Origin of the sequence: Arthrobacter sp. C2, from assembly GCA_024207135.1 — a bacterium.
Lineage (GTDB): Bacteria > Actinomycetota > Actinomycetes > Actinomycetales > Micrococcaceae > Paeniglutamicibacter.
This window is the reverse complement of record CP042428.1, coordinates 1,817,086-1,835,071: the sequence shown is the minus strand read 5'-3', so window position 1 is coordinate 1,835,071 and position 17,986 is coordinate 1,817,086. Positions and strand designations below refer to the sequence as shown.

Below are 17,986 nucleotides of genomic sequence, written 5' to 3'. Positions count from 1 at the left end.
CTTTAAGCGAAGATGGGCCGTTGGTCAGGAACGCTGTCCCGCGTTCCTTTCGAGTTCGGCCGCCAGCAGTTCCCTGGCGTGGGCCAGGTGCCCATCGAGTGCCCCGGCCGCGCCTTCCGGGTCCCCGGCCGCAATCCGTTCCAGGATGGTGGCGTGCTCGCTGGCGATCTGGGCGGAATCGAGCAATTCCAGCGACTGCACTCGAGTCATGCAGAGCCGGACCTCGCCCAGCAGCGAGCGATACATTGCGCTGGTCCGCTGGTTGCCCATCGCGTCAACCAAGGCCGTGTGGAAGTCCATGTCGGGGTCGATGATTGCCGTCGCCGGCTGCGAAAGTCGGGCCTCGATTTCGGTGTTCGCGCTGCGCGCGGCGTCCGGGACGGAGGCGGTCTTGGCCAGGCGCCGGACCACCTCGGACTCCAGGAACGCCCGCGCGAAATAGATGTCCCGGACCGATTCGGCCCCCAGCGTCTTCACCCTTGCCGTCTTGTGGGCTCCGCGCTCCAGCAGGGAATCCGCCACCAGTCGCTCGATGGCGGCCTTGGCCGTTGGGCGGGCGACGTCATAGGATGCCGCCAGCTCCGCCTCGGTCAACGGCGTTCCCTGCACGAGGTCGCCCGCGTAGATTCGTCGGCGCAGATCCCCGGCGATGGCATCAATGATGGAAAGCGCGGAGACGCGTTGGCTCATGAAGACGGGATCCTTTGATTGGCGGGCAACAGGGACAACAATCGTGACAGATTTTTCCGGCGGGAGCTTGATGCACAAGTGTACTTGTTAGACAATTGTAGGGTTGGTGGCTTGGACACTCAAGACCCCCTCCACGCCCGACGGAGTATTCTCACCTGATGGAACGGAAAAGCCACACCTTGATTCCCACACTGCGCAATGCGCTGGGCAACGACGACCAGCTCACCGAACGCGCCATCGACCTGCATGCCTACGCGAACGATGCCTCCCACTTCCTGCTGACACCGCAAGCCGTGTCGATCCCGAACAATGCCGCCGAGGTCGGCGCCCTGCTCAAGGCCAGTGCCGAGCTCAAGCTGCCGCTGACGTTCCGCTCGGGCGGGACCTCGCTCTCGGGGCAGGGGGTCACCGACTCGCTGCTGGTCGACGTGCGGAAGAACTTCAAGGACATCGAGGTCCTGGACAACGGCATGCGCGTGCGGGTCCAGCCCGGAGTCACGGTGCGTGCACTGAACGCACGGCTGGCGCTGTACGGACGCAAGTTCGGGCCGGACCCGGCCTCCGAGGTGGCCTGCACCATCGGCGGCGTGGTGGCCAACAACTCCTCCGGGATGCACTGCGGAACCGTGGACAACGTATACCGCACCCTCGAATCCCTGGTCATCGTACTCACCAGCGGAACCGTCATCGACACAGGTGCCCCCGATGCCAACGAGAAACTTCGGGCACTTGAACCGGTTCTTTTTGATGGCCTCGAACGCCTCACGAAGCGCGTGCGGTCCAACCCCGACTCCGTGGCGAGAATCAACCACCAGTTCTCCATGAAGAACACCATGGGATATGGACTGAACTCATTCCTTGACTACGAGGATCCCGCCCAGACACTGGCCCACCTGATCGTCGGTTCCGAGGGAACGCTCGGGTTCGTGGCCGAGGCGACGTTCAGGACCGTGCCCACCTACAAGCACGTGACCACGTCCCTGCTGGTCTTCGACGACCTCTTTACCGCCAACGAATCCCTCGAGGCGCTGGTGGGCTCCGGGGCCGCAACCGTGGAACTCATGGATTCGCTCTCGCTGAAGGTCGGGAAGGCGCTGCCCGGGTCACCGGCGATTGTCAGCGACCTGAACGTGCAGTCGCATGCCGCGTTCCTGGTCGAATACACCGCCACGAGTGCCGAGGAACTGTCCGAACGCCAAGCCGCGGGCATGGCGCTGGCGAACTCGCTCGAGCTCAGCGCCCCGGCCAGGTTCAGCCCGGACCCCAAGGCCCGCGCCGAATTGTGGCAGCTGCGCAAGGGCCTCTACGCCTCCGTGGCGGGGGCCCGCACCCAGGGAACCACCGCGCTGCTGGAAGACGTGGTCGTGCCGGTTCCGGCCCTGGCCAGGACCTGCGCCGAGCTCTCGGTGCTCTTCGAGCGGTACGGCTACGAAAATTCGGTCATCTTCGGCCACGCCAAGGACGGCAACGTCCACTTCATGCTCACCGACGGTTTCCACACGAAGGACCAGATCCAGCGCTACTCGGCATTCACCGAGGACATGGTTGACCTGGTGCTCGGCGAGGGCGGCTCGCTCAAGGCCGAACACGGCACCGGCCGGATGATGGCACCCTATGTGCGCCGCCAATACGGCGACGAACTTTACTCGGTCATGCGCGAGCTCAAGACCTTGCTCGACCCGGCGGGCCTGCTGAACCCGGGGGTCATCCTGGACGAGGACCCGCAGGCACACCTGCGCCACATCAAGGTCACCCCCGCCGTGGATGAGGAGGTCGATCGCTGCGTGGCCTGCGGCTACTGCGAGCCGGTCTGCCCCTCGCGGAACCTCACGCTGACCCCGCGCCAGCGCATTGTCACGCTGCGCGCCATCGAAACGGCCCGGCAGGCCGGCGACGAAAAGCTGGTCGCCGAGCTCGAGAAGGACTATTCCTACGAGTCGGTGGACACCTGTGCGGTCGACGGAATGTGCCAGACCGCCTGCCCGGTGGACATCAACACCGGCACCCTGGTGAAGAAATTGCGCGCCAAGGAGGCCGGCAGGATCGAGGGCGCGGTTTGGGACGCCGCGGCGAAGCATTGGTCGGCCGTGACCCGGGGCGCCGGCACGGCGCTGACCATGGCCGACAAGGTCCCGGTTCCGCTGGTTCTTGGCGCCAACAAAGTGGGCCGCGCGGTGCTGGGGGACGACACGCTGCCGCTGTATTCCGCCGAGCTGCCCGCCGGCGGCACCAAGCGGGCACGTCCGGCACCGGCCGGCGCACCGGTCGCGGTCTACTTCCCGGCCTGCGTGAACACCATGTTCGGCCCCGCGGACCCGTCGCAGGCCGGGATCCAGGAAAGCTTCGGCGCACTGGCCGAACGCACGGGCATTGAACTGCTCGTGCCCGAGGGCATCGACTCGCTGTGCTGCGGCACCCCGTGGTCATCCAAGGGGATGGAAACGGGACATGCGTCCATGGGGGAGCGCACCGTCGCGGCCCTGCGCGCCGCCAGCCGCAACGGCGAGCTTCCGATCCTCTGTGATGCCTCCTCGTGCACCGAAGGCCTGCGCCACAGCATCGAAGCCGAAGAGATCCCGGCAGGCGGCAAGGCCCTGCGGATCATCGACGTGGTGGACTACACCGCCGAACACATCCTGCCGCTGCTGCCCGAGGGACGGAAGGTGGCCTCCCTGGCGTTGCACCCGACGTGTTCCTCCACGCGCATGGGGCTGAACCCGGCGCTGCACACCGTCGCCGAGGCCGTGGCCGAGACCGTGCAGGTCCCGGAGAACTGGGGCTGCTGCGCCTTCGCCGGGGACCGCGGGATGCTGCACCCCGAGCTCACCGCCTCCGCCACCGAGGCGCAGGCCGCCGAGGTCCGCGCCTTCGGCGCCACCGCGCACGCCTCGTGCAACAGGACCTGCGAGCTGGGCATGACCCGGGCGACGGAACAGCCCTACGAGCACGTGCTGGAATTGCTGGAGCGCGGCACCCGGCCCTAGCGCGGTTCCGACACGGCGTCCGGTCCACCGGCGTCGAGCCGAACGGCGGGAGCCGCGCCGGAACCGCCAGCGCCATGGCCAAGCATGATTCTGCGGTTGCCCGGCCCCGTCGCCACGCTCCGGAGACTAGCGAGGATAGGATGGGGCCAACGCCAGGCGGGAAGCCCCTCGGCACCGGCGGGGTTACTGCGCCACGGGGATTTCGAAGGGCAGGACCTTGATGGACACCACGCAACTAAGGCACCGGAGGACCCCGGAGGCGCGCGCCCTCGATGGGTTCGCGATCACCAAGGGCTGGCTGTCGACGCTGGGGTTGTGGCTGGGCTTCACGCTCGTGCTCGCGGTGTTTGCCGAGGCGGGTTGGGTGGAAGAGTCCCTCGCCGCCTACGACGGCTACCTTTGGGTATGGTCGATTTTTGCCGGCATCAGCATCCTCGTGGCGATATTCGTCGGGCTTCCACTGGCCGTGCTGCTGGATCTGGTCCTGCGCAGGGTGCAAGTGCCATGGGTGCACGTCGTGGCATTCCTGGTCGTCTTCGCGCTGCTTCCGGGCATCGGGTTGTGGCCTACCGTGGGATCGATGGCGCTGTTCTGGTTTTGCACACTGCTGGGCGCCTGTGCAGCAGCGGGCCGTGCCTTGGCCTTCAGGCGACGCGGAAGATACCGCCGGCCAACGACCTGGGCGTGAAGGCTAAGGCCGGGCAAGGAAAAATCACCGGTTCGAAGTCACTTATGAGGCCCGGCCTCTTGGTTCGACCCGGGTGAATCACCCTCGGGTTGCCTAGGAAATGAATCCCAATTCGGGAGAACCGCGCCCGTCGCGATCGCCGGGTGATATCCCGTTACGTTCTTTCGAGATGCCCATTGGAACCTGTTTGCCCCGCTGTAGCATTCTCCAAAGGAAAGCCCGGACGTGTGCTCAGGAGCCACCGGCTGATGATCGAGGACATCATCCACCGCCACCGTCCAGGGATTCATTGACGGGACCAGCCGAGTATTTCGGATCGTTGAAGACCATATGGAAGCCCGCGTTCTCATCCGGTGCTCGCCTTGGCTTCACTTGGCGCTCCGCCTGGTGTCGATGTCCTGAGTTATCCCGTGTGACAGGCTCGGCCGCAGCACTGCGGAATCGTGTGTCCGATGCCATAGCGCGTATGTTGTCGGTGCAAACATACCGTGGCCACACCCCCAACGTCATCCCGCGGTCTCTCGCTGTAATGACCACATGCCCATCGCGGGGTTTGGCGGATCGATCCACGATCAGATCTTCGCCGTCGGAAATCCCCGCGCCTTCCATGGAACCGCCGGAGACCGTGGCGATGAACGTACTCACCTGGTCGCGGATTAGCATCTCGGACAGGTCGATTTTCGTGTCGGAGTAGTCATGGGTCGGACTTGGACAGCCCGTCAGTACGCTGGTCATCGGCGCGTGAAGGGGTCGTTTGGATGGTGCCGACGAGCAAACCTGCATTCTTTGATTTTCATCATTCATCCCAAGCACGGATTACATGTTCCGCGTCTTCTTTTGCAGCAGGGAACCGGTCGGGCCCTCCCGAAATTTGGGGGTGAACTTTGCTGGATTCAGAGACGGTCTTGGGCGCCCGACTCGATACCAACGCAGGCCGCACCGACTTGTCACCGGAGGCAGAACGGGTTTCCGCTGACTTTCGTTGATTCGCCGTGGACCATTGGCGCGCGTCTGCTTCTTTTCGGACAATGCGCGGAATATGTCGAACTCCGGGACAACGTCAAGTTCGATCCGTCGATTGCAGTGGGCGTGCGCAATTTGAGGGTTCTTGACAGTGCAGCGATCCTGTCAACACCACATCCTGAAGCTTTCACTCCAGCTCAAAGGGTGCAAGTGACCCGTCGATCAACCACCACTGGAATGCCTGACGGTGTATTCAGGACAACACGCAGAAAGCAGAAATAGGTTCCGGCGTGGTTTGGTTAGCCCCCACAGGATCCCTGAGTGTTTGGGTGCAGGCTGGCGCTCACCGTAAGGGGCTCCGAAGTCCATCCGTCTGCGGTAGTGCGTAGACCAAGCAGAAAGGTTTCCGTATTGCTGTACATGCCTTCGAAGTATCGTCCGGATGTACTGGCGTTGATGGTGGTGGTGTACTCTGCGCTGGCATTCGGGCCGGTCGATGAATAGGCGGCCGGAGGCAGCTCGATCAGTGTCGGGTTCGTCAGGGAGGTGCTGCGCAGGAACTGGACATTCGCAAGGATATGGCCGCTATCGGCCGGGATTTTCCAGGTAAAGACAAAGCGCCGGTCAATGTTCGTGCCAGTGTGGGTGCATGTCCCGGTGGGAGTGGGGACCTTTGCCCCCATGGTTCCCTGGTGGTGTGTTGAATCCGACCAGACTGCGAGGGTGGGGGTGGAGGAAACGAGGACGGCACCCAGCAGCGCCAGTCCCGTGAGGGCGACCGCGGCCTTGGTCAGGGAGGGACGCTCCAATCCCGACGACATCATGTGCTTGTTCATCCGGGCGGCTCTTGACGCCGTGTGTAGGCTTTCTTCCAGCGACTCAGCGCCATGCCAGCCAGAACGGCCGCCAGGCCCAGGAGGCCATAGAGAGCGATATCCACGCCGGTGTTGGGCAGCGATCCATGGCTGTCGTTGGGGGTGGCGCTGCCGTCTCCCTGAGGGTCTCCGGCTCCACGGTCTGGACTGTCGCCGCTGTCCGGTCCGTGGGCATGGACGCCCACCCGCAAGGTGATTGAGGATCCCTGCACCGACTTCGGCGCACCTTTCGCCAGCGTGACTCCGGTCAGGAGATGGACCTCTTCCGGGATCTTGCCACCGCCCGTGGCGAGGTTGGCGGTTCGTGTTCCCGAGTGGTCAAGGGGTCCTTGTTTCACCAAGGTGCGCGCCCCGGTCGGGCAGACTGCATCCTGCCAGGGCTCGGAACAGGCTTGCACGCCAATGGTGAGTGCCTGGACGAATTCAGGGGTGACGGTGGCCACGCGGCCATCAGATTCCAAGGTCATCCGTAGCGTGCTGATGTCAGGGGCCCGCGTTCTAACTCCCAGCGGCCACAAGGCCGTTTCACCGGGGACCAGGACAAAGGTGTTCCGGGACTCTTCGTGCAGGTCCAGGGACTTCTCGGCAGCGTGGGCGCCGGAAGCAGCCAGCCCAGTGAGGCCGAGGGCGGCAGCCGCGACTGCGGCTGGTCCGATAAAACTGTGACGCCGCATGTTGCTATCCTCGTTCCTTCCGGGTTGAGCGCTCGGAGCGGGGCCAGAGCACCCAAGTCACCAGGGCTGCGACGGCGATCGTGATCGCTCCCAGCCCCACCGGGTTCGACATCGAGGCCAACGGATAGGCAAGCCCGGGGACCGACCCCATCACCAGCCGGGCATCGCTGATGGTGTACGGCACCGGATCCGGCGAAGAATTCGCGTCGCCCTTCATCGTGATCACCCGCTGGTTGTTTCCCGTGTCTTCCACGCTCTGGACGCGGTGGGTGACAGGGAGCAAGCCGGGCCGGTCGACGGTAAGGATGTCCCCGACCTCGACCTCGCTGGCCGGAATCTGGCGAACGACGGCCACCGATCCTGCCGGGATGGTCGGCGACATCGACCCGGTCTTGAACAAGATCAAGGTGATGTCGAACAGCAACGCACAGATGACAGCGACAATGCAAAGCGCGCCACCGGCGGCGGCAAGGTTCAGTAGCGTGGCCCGCACCATCGCCATGGCGCGCCTGGGCGACGCGGGGCGCGGTGTCGGGGGCTCAGTCATCATTCATTCGAGACGGACGTGAATTGCCAGGTCGCTACCGCGGTCTGTCCCTGCAAGGTGTTTGCCGCCCCGCTGGGCAGCCTCACTTCGAGGCAGAACTGGGTGGGAACGCCGGCGGCGGTGGATGTTGCCGCGGCCAGGGTATTGGTGACGCCGGTATTCTGCCCTGTCGCCAGCGGACTGTAGGTGGTCGCATTGCCGACCACATAAACCGCGCCGGCGGTGAAGGCAGCGACCGAACAGGTGTCCGAGCGCACGGCTCGGTACTGCATGGCCCCTGTTAGTGGGCTCGATCCGGTGAGGGTGGGTGCCGGCAAGGTGACGGTCCCTGAGGTGGAATTCGTTTTCGTCCGGATCGCAATCGGTGCATAGAAGGACACGGTTGGTGACATGGCCGCGGCGTTGAAGACCAATGTGGATCCGGGGGGTGTTGCCGCGTCGCTCCAGGGTCCAGCGACGGAGTAAGGCTTGGAAACGTTCGATTCGACGTCGAAGACACTGGTGCCGAAGCTGCCCTGGGCGTAAATGTCGTCGGTCCACGCCGCGACCGTCATCGACCCGCCCACGCCCAGCACCAATGCGCCAGCGAGCACTGCCTTGATGCGGGCGGACGTGGAGGGGCGCTCAGCGGGTTGAGGAGTCACGGACTACTGGGATTCGGCGACAAAGGACCAGGTGGTCGACGCGGTTTGACCCTGGGTAAGCGTGTCGCCGGCCGTGACCTTGAAACAGAGATTCACCGGCGTACCGGGCGCGGGATCGGCTCCCTGGATGAGGTCGAAACTCACCTCGTCGGGGGTTGTTCCCAAGGCAGTGCCGGCGGGGACAAGCGGATCCCCGGTCGAGTCCGCATCGCACCCGAAAACTTCCGTGGCAATGAGTTCGTAGGTCAAGCCGGTCACGTTCCCCGTCGTCACTTGTGGGCCGACGACGACGTTGGCATCAGTGGTTGTCTCGCCATCCAAGCGCGCGGCGAATGGGGCATACACGGCGTCTCCGGGTGCGAGGTTCTCCGGATCAACTGTAAAGGTCAGGGCTCCCGCGGCATCGGCTGTAGCGTGCTCCGCGAAGGCTGCCCCATCGGTGCTTCCCTCCATGTTGAAGGAGCCTGCCCCGAAGGTGCCGATGGCGAATTCGGAATCATTCCATGCCGCCAAGACGACGGCTGCCCCGACGCCAAGCACCAGTCCGCCTGCGAGGATGGCGCGGAATTTGCCGCGGGATTTTGTGGGGGAAGTTGTATCAGTCATGGTGAGAAGTCCTTTTTTGGAAACCTAAGAGGGCCAAAGATGACAGCGAGACCATCCTCACGGTTCACGATAGGGCACAGGCGCCAGAAAATCTCTAGTTTTTGGATAAATTGACCGAACGTTTAATGGTTTTCGCTATCAGTGAACGGATTGGGCACGTCCTCGTTCTGAAGCGATTGCCATGGGCCAACTGAAGGCAGGGGTTCAAGTTGTAGTGCTGAATCCGGCAATTCCAACACGAAGAAGGAAAGGGTCTGGTGAGCTGCGATCAAACCCTGCGCCCTACCGTTCCCACCACCGTTGCTCCACGCTGATCGCAGTCAGTTCTTATGGGAAGGAGCGTTACCTGAATCATTGAATGACCTTCTGGCACGCCAAGAAGGCGATGCCGGGCCGTTTTCGGTGCTAGAGCGTGTCTCCCAATGGTGATTTCTCGAGGCTGGTGCTCCAGATGACCACCGCGTGGAGCACCACGGCCGAGCGGTAGGCCAGGGCGAGGTTCTCATAGTGCGTCGCCATGCCGCGCTACTGCTTCAGGGCGTTGAAGCGGCGCTCGACGACGTTGCGACCCCTGTGGGCTTCCTTGTCCTCGGTGACCGGCATTCCGCCGGCGGAGTCCTCGCGCTTTCGGTTGGACTTCTGGTGGTCCTTTTCGGGGGTCACGCATTGGATGCCGCGCTCGCGCAGGTATTTCCTGTTGCCCTTGGAGGAGTAGGCATTGTCGGCCATCGCCCGGGCCGGGCGCCTTTGGGGCGTCCCTGTGGCCGGGTTCTTGACCTTCGGGGCGTCCATGAGGTTTTCTGGCATCGGGGAATCACCGGCCTGCCCGGGCCCGAGCATCATCACCAGCGGGCGCTGCTTGCCGTCTACCAGGGAGTGGATCTGGGTAGTAAGCCCCCTGCAGGACGTGCCGATGGCGTGGTCAGGGGGCTCTTCGAGAAGATTCTTGTCATCCGGCAGGTCCCCCAGTAAGGCGCGGGAGGTTGCTGCCGTGCCAGTGGGCACGGTTCATCGTGGTGTCCACGGACACCTCCCCGTCGATCGGTCCGCGGAATCGGGCATGAACGGGGCGATTAGCTCCCACTGGGCATCGGAGAAGCGGGCGAAACGGGAATTCACCCGTTAATCCCGCCAAACCGAACAGTCAGCAAGTAAATAGGAGACGCTCCCTAGGCCAAGGCCTTGTCCATCACGATCGCCACGGTGAACAACGCGGCGTAGGCAAGGTTGATGATGCCGGTCTGCTTGAGCACCGGGATCAGGGCGCCGGGCTCGTGCCTGCGCAGCACGGTCCAGCTCGGCGTGCCGCCCAGCAACGCGGTGAGCAGGATCAGCCACATCCACGGATGGGTGGACACCAGCACCAGCGGCAGCAGGATCGCCACGGCCAGCATCATCACGTAGCTGATGCGTGCCGCCTCGTCGCCCAGCCGCACGGCCAGGGTCATCTTGCCGACGTCCTTGTCGGTGGGGATGTCGCGGATGTTGTTGGCCATCAGCAGGGCGGTGGCGATGAGTCCGGTGCCCACGGCGCCGATGTAGGCCGGCAGGGTGAGCTGGTGGGCCTGGGTGTAGGCGGTGCCCAGGGTGGCCACGAGGCCGAAGAAGATGAAGACGAACACCTCGCCCAGCCCCCGGTAGCCGTAGGGGTTCTTGCCGCCGGTGTAGCCCCATGCCGCGATGATGGCCGCTACGCCAACGAGCAGCAGCGGCCAGGATCCGGTGTACACCACGAGGAATGCGCCGACGATGCCGGCCAGCCCGAAGCAGGCGAAGGCGGCGTTGCGGACCGTGGCCGGCTTGGCCAGGCCGGAGCCGGTCAGCCGCAGCGGGCCCACGCGAACGTCATCGGTGCCGCGGATCCCGTCGGAGTAGTCGTTGGAGTAGTTCACCCCGACCTGCAGCAACAGGCCCACCACCAGGGCCAGGACGGCTTCGAGCCAGGCGAGCTTTCCCGTGGTGTCCACGGCGGCCGCGGTTCCGATGACCACCGGGGCAATCACAATGGGCAGGGTGCGCAGGCGTGCCCCCGCCACCCACTGGGCAATCGTAGCCACCATCAATCCTCTCGCTGCTTGGATAAAACATGCAGCCCTCATTCTCCCTTGCCCGCGGGCAACGGAGAAATTCCGGGGAGCCCGGCGGGGTTTGGATCCACAGTTAATCGAGCGGATCCGGGCCCCGGAACCGCATCAACTGGCTGGCTGGTCCGAGACGGCAGCCAGGCGCGAGGCAAGCAGCATCCGGTCGACCTTGCCGTTGGGCAGCAACGGCAACGCCGGCAGGTTGAGCATCCGCCGCGGCACCGCCGGGGCTCCGAGCGCTTGGCGCACCGCGGCGGCCAAGGACTCCGGGGCGGCGTTGCCCGCGTAGGCGGCACCGATCTGCTGGCCCCATTGGGCATCGGGCACCGGCACCACGGCCACCGCCGAAACACCGGGCACGGATTCCAGGACGTGCTGGACCTCGGCGGCGGAGACCTTAACCCCGCCGGTGATGATCACGTCGTCCGCCCGTCCGGTTACTGACAGCACGCCGTCGGTGTAGCTGCCCAGGTCTTCGGTCGTGTACCAGCGCACGCCGGAATCATCGACGCTGAAGTGCCTGGCCGTCAGTTCCGGGTTGCCGAGGTAGCCGGAGGCGATGGTGGTCCCGCCCAGCCAGATCCGTCCGTCGACGGTTTTCACCTGGACCCCGGGCAGGGCGCGGGCGTCGTAGACGCAGCCGCCGGCGGTCTCGCTGGACCCGTAGGTGAGGTGGAGCTTCAGCGAGTGCTTGGCCGCCGCGTCCAGAACGGCCCGCGGCGCGCGCGCCCCGCCGAGCAGGATCGCATCGAAGCGCTTGAGCGTGGCCAGGGTTTCATCCGTCGGGTCGGTGAGCAGGCGCTGCAGCTGCGTGGGTACCAGGGAAACAAGCCGCCTGGCGTCGGTCAGGGCGGAGGCCGCCTCGTTGAATCCGGCGGCGTCGAAGCTGGTGTCCAGGTCCATGGCCCAGGGGCGGGTCCCGGCGTAGAGGCTGCGGGTGAGCACCGCGAGCCCGGCAACGTAGTGCAGCGGCAGGGCCAGGAGCCACTGGCCCTCGAACCCCAGGTATTCGGCCGTGGCCATGGAGGAGGTGGCCAGGGCCTGGGCCGACAGCGCGGTGCGCTTCGGTGTTCCGGTGGAACCCGAGGTGCGCACCACCGCCGCGATGTCTTCCAGGCCCTTCAGCTGCGCCGCGTCCACGGGGTTCACCCGATAGTCGTTGTTCGTGGTGCCGGGCAGGATTTCCACCGCGGGACCGTCCTCGTTGAGCGAGGCGGACAAGGCAGCGAGCGCGGAATTTGGATTCATGGGTGGTGGGGGTCCTCGGCCTTAGAAGTAGTACGGGTGGCCGGACCAGTCGGGGTCGCGCTTTTGCAGGAAGGCGTCCCGTCCCTCGACGGCCTCGTCGGTCATGTAGGCCATGCGGGTGGCCTCGCCGGCGAAGACCTGCTGGCCGGCCAGCCCGTCGTCGGCCAGGTTGAAGGCGAACTTGAGCATGCGGATGGCCTGCGGGGACTGGCGTGCGATGTCCGCGGCATATTCCAGGGCGACCTCCTCGAGTCGCTCGTGGTCCACCGCCTCGTTGACCGCTCCCATGGCCACCATGTCCTCGGCGGAGTGCTCGCGGGCGAGGAAGAAGATCGATCGGGCGTTTTTTTGCCCGACCTGGCGGGCCAGCAACGCCGAGCCGTAGCCGGCGTCGAAGGAGCCGACGGTGGCGTCGGTCTGCTTGAACTTGCCGTGCTGCCGGGAAGCAATGGTCAGGTCCGAGACGACGTGAAGCGAGTGCCCGCCGCCGGCGGCCCAGCCGTTGACCACGGCGATGACCACCTTGGGCATGGTGCGCATCAGGCGCTGGACCTCGAGGATGTGCAGGCGCCCTGCGCGTGCCGGGTCGATCGAGTCGGCGGTCTCGCCCTCGGCGTAGCGGTAGCCGTCGCGGCCGCGGATGCGCTGGTCGCCGCCGGAGCAGAACGAGTGCCCGCCGTCCTTGGGGGAGGGGCCGTTTCCGGTGAGCAGCACCGTGGCCACATCCGAGCTCATGCGGGCGTGGTCCATGATGCGGTAGAGCTCGTCGACCGTGCCGGGGCGGAACGCGTTGCGGACCTCCGGGCGGTTGAAGGCGATGCGCACGGTCGGCAGGTCGCGGACGATGGCGCCCTCGGCGTCGCGTTCGACCTGCCGGTGGTAGGTCATGTCTTCAAGGTCGAAGCCCTCGACAACACGCCAGCGCACGGGGTCGAAGATGTCGGAAACCTTGGCTGGAAACTGGGGGGTGGATTCAACGGTGCTCACAACCATGAATGCTATCCGCTGGGCGGCCCCGGGGCGAAAGGGCGGTGATGGGCGGCGCTTTGGGTGTCGGGTGCACCCCGGCAATGCCGTCGCGTGAAGGTACTGGTCGCGGATTGGCAGTAGAACTGTTCAACAATTAATATTGATGTTTTCCTTGACAGTGTGACCTTCGTCAAAGTGCGCCCCCACTTGGATGCTTGTGTTAACCGGGATGGTGTGCACCGCGTTGCGCCGCTGTGCTCCACTCCACATTCGACTTCATGTTGTGATGAAAAATACGGTAAGTTTGCCATCTGCACCCCCGCTTAAGTGTGTGATCGGGCGCCCTGAAACGGGTCTGACCGGGTGTACTCCCCGTGTTACCCATGCGGGTTGATTGAGTCACCAAAGGAGTTACACGTTGGAACCACACAACGTACGAGAGCACCAGCACCCCGTGTCCACCAAGGTCGCGGAACTGTCTGCCGAAGGCTACAAGAAGACGCTGACCCGTCGCCACGTCCAGATGATCGCCATGGGCGGCGCCATTGGCGTGGGCCTGTTCATGGGCGCCGGTGGTCGCCTGGCCTCGACCGGCCCGGCCCTGATCTTCTCCTACGCGCTGGCCGGCCTGATCGCCTACTTCCTGATGCGTGCCCTGGGCGAGCTGATCATGTACCGCCAGTCCTCGGGTTCCTTCGTTTCCTATGCCGGTGAGCTGTTCGGCGCCAAGGGTGCCTTCCTCACCGGTTGGATGTACGTGCTGAACTGGGTCATGACCGGCATTGCCGAGCTGATCGCCATCGGCCTGTACTTCACCTACTTCTTCCCCGGCGTCCCGGTGGAAGCCGCGGCGCTGTGCGCCCTGGGCCTGCTGGTGGCCGTGAACCTCTTTAGCGCCAAGGCCTTTGCCGAGTTCGAATTCTGGGCGTCCTTCCTGAAGGTTGCCGCGATCGTGCTCTTCCTGCTGATCGGCATCTACCTGGTGGTCACCAATGCGCAGATCGGCGACGGACACGCAGCGGTGAGCAACCTCTTCGCTTCCGAAGGTGGCATGTTCCCGCGTGGCGTGCTGATCTCCATCCTGGTCCTGAACGCAGTGATCTTCGCCTACAACGGCATCGAGCTGGTGGGCATCACCGCCGGCGAAATGGAGGATCCCGAAAAGGAGGTCCCCGCGGCCATCCGCGCAGTGGTGGTGCGCATCGTGGTCTTCTACGTCGGCTCGGTCACCCTGCTGGCGATGATCCTTCCGTGGAACCACTACAAGGCCGGCGAGAGCCCGTTCGTAACGGTCTTCGACCAGCTGGGCTGGGGCTGGATCGGCAGCGCCATGAACTTCATCGTCATCACCGCCGCGCTGAGCTCCTGCAACTCCGGGATCTACTCGATTGGCCGCGTCTTCCGCGCGATGGCCAACAACGGCCACGCGCCGCAGTGGCTCACCAAGATGAACAAGCGCTACGTGCCCTACGCCGCCATTTGGGCGATTGCCGCCGTCTACTTCGTTGGCGTCATGCTGAACATCTGGCTTGGCGGATCGTACGCGTTCGACCTCGCCTTGAACACCGCCTCGATCGGCGTGCTGTTCACCTGGGCCTCGATCTTTGCCTGCCAGATCATGCTGCGCAGGAAGAAGGGCAAGGTCTCCAAGCTCCCGATGTCCGGTTCCCCGTACACCAGCTGGGCGGGATTGGTGGCGCTTGCCATCATCACGGTGCTGATCGGCTTTGACACCATGGTCGGCACGGACGGGGAGGTCTTCCACCTGGGCCTTTACACCATTGGCTGCATCCCGCTGATCGCGGTCGGCCTCTGGATCGGCTGGCAGAAGGCCAAGCACAACACGGCCAAGAGCGAACTCTACTCGTAGGGTCTCGTCCGCGCCGGAGCGCAAACGGCAAAACGGTGGGTGGGTGGTTCCCAAGGAAATCTTGGGAACCACCCACCCACCGTTGTTTCCGACGCCGCTGCCCCGCGGGAATGGGCCGGGCCAAGCTAGGACCGGGGAGCGAGGGCCTCCGCGTCGGCGTCGGCCAGGATGCCCGTCTGGTGGGCGTCCGGAAGCTCGGTTCCGCGCAGCGAGGCACCGGCGGTCTCGGGCAGGTACCGCGTGGCGACCAGACCGATGGCACAGGCCGCCATCATGTAGACGGCCGGGAACAGCAGGAAGTCGGTCTCGTTGATGACTGCCTCGTTGACTATGGCCGCGGTGCCGCCGAAGATCGCGGTTGCCACGTTGTAGGTCACGGCAAAGCCGGCAAACCTGACATGGGACGGGAACATGGCGGGGAAGGTGGCAGTGATGGTGGCCAGTTGAGGGATGTAGAGCAGGCCCAGGATGGCGAAGCCGAGGATTGCGAGCGGAAAACTCCTGCCCATCAGCCAGAACAGCGGCAGGGCCAGCACAAAGAGGCCGATCAGCGACGCGAACCACAGGGGCTTTCGACCCACCTTGTCCGAGAGTGATCCGGCAAAGGGGATGACGGCCATCATCGCGACCTCACCGACCAGGATCACCATCAGGGACGCCTTCGGGTCGAGGCCCAGCTGGCCCTCGAGATAGGTTGGCATGTAGCTCAACAACGTGTAGTTCACGACGTTCAGGGCGATGACTAGGCCACTCATGATGAGCATCGGGCGCCAGTAGCCGCGGATGAGCGTGCGCAGCGAGCTTGATTCCTGGACCTCGCCGCGCTCTTCGAGTTCCTGGAAGACCGGGGTGTCCTCCAGCTTGTTTCGCAGGTAGAGGCCGATCAGGCCCATGGGCAGGGCCATCATGAACGGTACGCGCCAGCCCCAGTCCATCATTGCCTCGTCGCTCAGCGCGACCTGGAAGCCCAGCATCACGGCCGTGCCCAGGGCGAAGCCGCCGAGGGTCCCGAATTCCAGGAACGACCCGAAGAAACCGCGCTTCTTGTCCGGGGAGTATTCGGCCATGAATGTTGCGGCACCGCCGTATTCCCCGCCGGTGGAGAAGCCCTGGACCATGCGCAGGAGGACCAGCATTACCGGCGCCAGGATGCCGACCTGTTCAAAGGTCGGCAGGATGCCGATGAAGAAGGTTGCCAGGGACATCATCAGGATGGTGAGGGCCAGGATGTGCTTGCGGCCCAGCTTGTCGCCCAGCGGTCCCCAGACCAGGCCGCCGAGGGGCCTGACCAGGAATGAGAGGGCGAAGGTCCCCAGCGCCATGAGGGTTCCGCCCTCGGTGGGGAAAAAGTGGAAGGTGATGTAAGTTACTGCCACGGCGTAGACGCCGTAATCGAACCATTCGGTGAGGTTTCCCATGGCCGAGGCGGCAGTTGCCTTGCGGATTTCGCTGCGGCCGGCGGTGGTGGACAGGTCCGGGCCGATCTCTTCGCCGAAGTCCACCGGGTTGGTGGCCTGGGATGCCGCCGGTGTGGTGTTATTTAGTTGGTTGGGTTGGCTGTTTTCCGGCTGCATTACTGCTCCGTTTGCTATTCAGCTTTCCGTCGACCGGATGCCCGCCCAAGTCCATGTTGAAGGCCTGGACGGTGACGGTCCACGATCCGGGCAGGGCCCGGAGTCGGTCAAGTGGAAGACGATACGGCAGGGAATTGGCGTGGTCAACCCGAAAAGTTTGCTTGCCGGGTGGTTGACCCCGCTTGTGGCAAGATGGGATTGTATTAGTGAACGAATGGTCGGTTATTCGGCCGTTCCCGCTCAGGGAGCGGCAATCGGGGCCAAAAAACGGTGTACGAACGGTTCCTTCCGCTGGGCAAACCATCGGACGGACCTGGGCATGCACCGAATGACAAAGGAGTTGTTATGACCGAGGCATTCTTGGTGGGCGGAGCCCGCACACCGGTGGGACGTTACGGCGGGGCGCTGTCCAGCGTGCGCCCCGACGACCTGGCGGCCATCGCCATCAAGGCCGCCGTCGAGCGCGCCGGCATCGACCCGGCCGATGTCGACGAGGTCATCTTCGGCAACGCCAACGGCGCCGGCGAGGAAAACCGCAACGTCGCCCGCATGGCCTGGCTGCTGGCCGGCTTCGAGGATTCAGTCCCGGGCATCACCGTGAACCGCCTGTGTGCCTCCGGCATGAGCGCCATCACCATGGCCAGCCACATGATCAAGGCCGGTGCCGCGGACATCGTCGTCGCAGGCGGCGTCGAGTCCATGTCCCGCGCCCCCTGGGTCATGGAGAAGCCCGACAAGGCCTTCGCCAAGCCGGGCGCCAGCTACGACACCTCCATCGGCTGGCGCTTCCCGAACCCCGAATTCCTCTCCGGCGAGCTGTCCCGCGAGGGCAAGGCCACCTTCTCGATGCCCGAAACGGCCGAGGAAGTCGCCCGCGTCTATGGCACCTCCCGCGAGGATTGCGATGCCTTTGCCGTGCGCTCCCACGAACGCGCGCTTGCCGCCATCGAGGCGGGCCGCTTCAAGGACGAGATCGTCCCGGTCACCGTGAAGACCCGCAAGGGCGAGGTCGTCGTGGACACCGACGAGGGGCCGCGCCCCGGGACCACCATGGAGGTGCTGGGCAAGCTGCGCCCGGTCGTCAAGGGCGGCACCGTGGTCACCGCCGGCAACGCCTCCACCCTCAACGACGGCGCCTCGGCCATCATCGTCGCCTCCGAGGCCGCCATCAAGAAGTACGGCCTTGTCCCGCGCGCCCGCATCATCGACGGCGCCTCCGCCGGCCTGGCCCCGGAGATCATGGGCGTCGGCCCGGTCCCTGCCACCCGCAAGGTCATGGAGCGCTCCGGCCGCACCGTCGGGGAGCTCGCCGCCGTGGAGCTCAACGAGGCCTTCTCCTCGCAGTCGCTGGCCTCCATGCGCGAACTGGGGCTGGATCCGGAAATCGTGAACCGGGACGGCGGGGCCATCGCGCTGGGCCACCCACTGGGGTCCTCGGGCTCCCGCATCGTGATCACCCTGCTGGGACGCCTGCAGCGCGAAGTCCAGGAAGGCGGGTCCAAGCTGGGCCTGGCCACCATGTGCGTGGGCGTCGGCCAGGGCGCCGCGCTGCTCATCGAGGGGGTCTAGG

16 protein-coding genes are annotated in these 17,986 nt (G+C 64.9%); 4 read left to right on the top strand and 12 right to left on the bottom strand.

The window, feature by feature from the left end:
• Positions 1–24: 24 nt before the first annotated feature.
• The gene (locus FPY90_RS08630) at positions 25–690 is read right to left on the bottom strand and encodes a GntR family transcriptional regulator (protein WP_498685021.1); all 666 of its coding nucleotides are present in this window, start codon (positions 688–690) and stop codon (positions 25–27) included.
• A gap of 158 nt (positions 691–848) precedes the next feature.
• Here FPY90_RS08630 and FPY90_RS08625 point away from each other — a divergent pair, with 158 nt between their 5' ends.
• Positions 849–3,674: an FAD-binding and (Fe-S)-binding domain-containing protein gene (locus tag FPY90_RS08625; RefSeq protein WP_498685019.1), complete on the top strand. Its 2,826-nt coding sequence runs from the start codon at positions 849–851 to the stop codon at positions 3,672–3,674.
• Positions 3,675–3,894: 220 nt separating this feature from the next.
• Positions 3,895–4,362 carry a hypothetical protein gene (locus FPY90_RS08620; RefSeq protein WP_498685017.1) on the top strand — a complete coding sequence of 156 codons (468 nt, stop codon included), beginning with the start codon at positions 3,895–3,897 and terminating at the stop codon, positions 4,360–4,362.
• 261 nt (positions 4,363–4,623) lie between these two features.
• On the opposite strand, the gene FPY90_RS08615 is transcribed toward FPY90_RS08620, so the two are convergent.
• The 10 genes from FPY90_RS08615 to FPY90_RS08570 all read right to left on the bottom strand — a co-directional run bounded on the left by FPY90_RS08615 (position 4,624) and on the right by FPY90_RS08570 (position 12,996).
• Complete coding sequence (locus tag FPY90_RS08615) at positions 4,624–5,097, bottom strand: S24 family peptidase (protein WP_498685015.1); 474 nt, start codon at positions 5,095–5,097, stop codon at positions 4,624–4,626.
• 527 nt (positions 5,098–5,624) lie between these two features.
• Positions 5,625–6,161: a hypothetical protein gene (locus FPY90_RS08610; RefSeq protein ID WP_498685014.1), complete on the bottom strand. Its 537-nt coding sequence runs from the start codon at positions 6,159–6,161 to the stop codon at positions 5,625–5,627.
• Complete coding sequence (locus FPY90_RS08605) at positions 6,158–6,667, bottom strand: LPXTG cell wall anchor domain-containing protein (RefSeq protein WP_498685013.1); 510 nt, start codon at positions 6,665–6,667, stop codon at positions 6,158–6,160. The genes FPY90_RS08610 and FPY90_RS08605 overlap by 4 nt, the downstream gene beginning before the upstream one ends.
• A 211-nt stretch (positions 6,668–6,878) precedes the next feature.
• Complete coding sequence (locus tag FPY90_RS08600) at positions 6,879–7,421, bottom strand: signal peptidase I (protein ID WP_498685011.1); 543 nt, start codon at positions 7,419–7,421, stop codon at positions 6,879–6,881.
• Complete coding sequence (locus tag FPY90_RS08595) at positions 7,421–8,065, bottom strand: hypothetical protein (protein WP_498685009.1); 645 nt, start codon at positions 8,063–8,065, stop codon at positions 7,421–7,423. Before FPY90_RS08595 ends, FPY90_RS08600 begins: the two co-directional genes overlap by 1 nt.
• 3 nt (positions 8,066–8,068) lie before the next feature.
• Positions 8,069–8,671 carry a SipW-dependent-type signal peptide-containing protein gene (locus tag FPY90_RS08590; RefSeq protein WP_498685008.1) on the bottom strand — a complete coding sequence of 201 codons (603 nt, stop codon included), beginning with the start codon at positions 8,669–8,671 and terminating at the stop codon, positions 8,069–8,071.
• A 525-nt stretch (positions 8,672–9,196) separates the two neighbouring features.
• Positions 9,197–9,676, bottom strand: a complete 480-nt coding sequence (locus FPY90_RS08585) for a transposase (protein ID WP_498685007.1) — start codon at positions 9,674–9,676, stop codon at positions 9,197–9,199.
• A gap of 164 nt (positions 9,677–9,840) precedes the next feature.
• Entirely contained in the window at positions 9,841–10,728 is an 888-nt protein-coding gene (locus tag FPY90_RS08580; protein WP_498685006.1) for a 1,4-dihydroxy-2-naphthoate polyprenyltransferase, read from the bottom strand.
• A 135-nt stretch (positions 10,729–10,863) separates the two neighbouring features.
• Entirely contained in the window at positions 10,864–12,003 is a 1,140-nt protein-coding gene (locus FPY90_RS08575) for an AMP-binding protein (protein ID WP_498685005.1), read from the bottom strand.
• A gap of 21 nt (positions 12,004–12,024) precedes the next feature.
• On the bottom strand, positions 12,025–12,996 hold the full coding sequence (locus FPY90_RS08570) for a 1,4-dihydroxy-2-naphthoyl-CoA synthase (protein ID WP_498685004.1): 972 nt from the start codon (positions 12,994–12,996) through the stop codon (positions 12,025–12,027).
• A gap of 394 nt (positions 12,997–13,390) precedes the next feature.
• On the opposite strand from FPY90_RS08570, the gene FPY90_RS08565 reads away from it, so the two are divergent.
• A complete protein-coding gene (locus FPY90_RS08565) occupies positions 13,391–14,842 on the top strand; it encodes an amino acid permease (protein WP_498685002.1) in 1,452 nt (483 codons plus the stop codon).
• A 125-nt stretch (positions 14,843–14,967) separates the two neighbouring features.
• On the opposite strand, the gene FPY90_RS08560 is transcribed toward FPY90_RS08565, so the two are convergent.
• Positions 14,968–16,416: an MFS transporter gene (locus FPY90_RS08560; protein WP_498685001.1), complete on the bottom strand. Its 1,449-nt coding sequence runs from the start codon at positions 16,414–16,416 to the stop codon at positions 14,968–14,970.
• 345 nt (positions 16,417–16,761) lie between these two features.
• Between FPY90_RS08560 and FPY90_RS08555 the strand changes: the two genes are divergently transcribed.
• Complete coding sequence (locus FPY90_RS08555; RefSeq protein WP_071212786.1) at positions 16,762–17,985, top strand: thiolase family protein; 1,224 nt, start codon at positions 16,762–16,764, stop codon at positions 17,983–17,985.
• Position 17,986: the final 1 nt, after the last annotated feature.

What these genes read in the sequence shown, in the direction of transcription:
- FPY90_RS08630 (WP_498685021.1), bottom strand. Translation starts at nt 690, where the DNA reads ATGAGCCAACGCGTCTCCGCGCTTTCCATCATTGATGCCATCGCCGGG.
- FPY90_RS08625 (WP_498685019.1), top strand. Translation starts at nt 849, where the DNA reads ATGGAACGGAAAAGCCACACCTTGATTCCCACACTGCGCAATGCGCTG.
- FPY90_RS08620 (WP_498685017.1), top strand. Translation starts at nt 3,895, where the DNA reads ATGGACACCACGCAACTAAGGCACCGGAGGACCCCGGAGGCGCGCGCC.
- FPY90_RS08615 (WP_498685015.1), bottom strand. Translation starts at nt 5,097, where the DNA reads ATGACCAGCGTACTGACGGGCTGTCCAAGTCCGACCCATGACTACTCC.
- FPY90_RS08610 (WP_498685014.1), bottom strand. Translation starts at nt 6,161, where the DNA reads ATGAACAAGCACATGATGTCGTCGGGATTGGAGCGTCCCTCCCTGACC.
- FPY90_RS08605 (WP_498685013.1), bottom strand. Translation starts at nt 6,667, where the DNA reads ATGACCTTGGAATCTGATGGCCGCGTGGCCACCGTCACCCCTGAATTC.
- FPY90_RS08600 (WP_498685011.1), bottom strand. Translation starts at nt 7,421, where the DNA reads ATGACTGAGCCCCCGACACCGCGCCCCGCGTCGCCCAGGCGCGCCATG.
- FPY90_RS08590 (WP_498685008.1), bottom strand. Translation starts at nt 8,671, where the DNA reads ATGACTGATACAACTTCCCCCACAAAATCCCGCGGCAAATTCCGCGCC.
- FPY90_RS08575 (WP_498685005.1), bottom strand. Translation starts at nt 12,003, where the DNA reads ATGAATCCAAATTCCGCGCTCGCTGCCTTGTCCGCCTCGCTCAACGAG.
- FPY90_RS08570 (WP_498685004.1), bottom strand. Translation starts at nt 12,996, where the DNA reads ATGGTTGTGAGCACCGTTGAATCCACCCCCCAGTTTCCAGCCAAGGTT.
- FPY90_RS08560 (WP_498685001.1), bottom strand. Translation starts at nt 16,416, where the DNA reads ATGCAGCCGGAAAACAGCCAACCCAACCAACTAAATAACACCACACCG.
- FPY90_RS08555 (WP_071212786.1), top strand. Translation starts at nt 16,762, where the DNA reads ATGACCGAGGCATTCTTGGTGGGCGGAGCCCGCACACCGGTGGGACGT.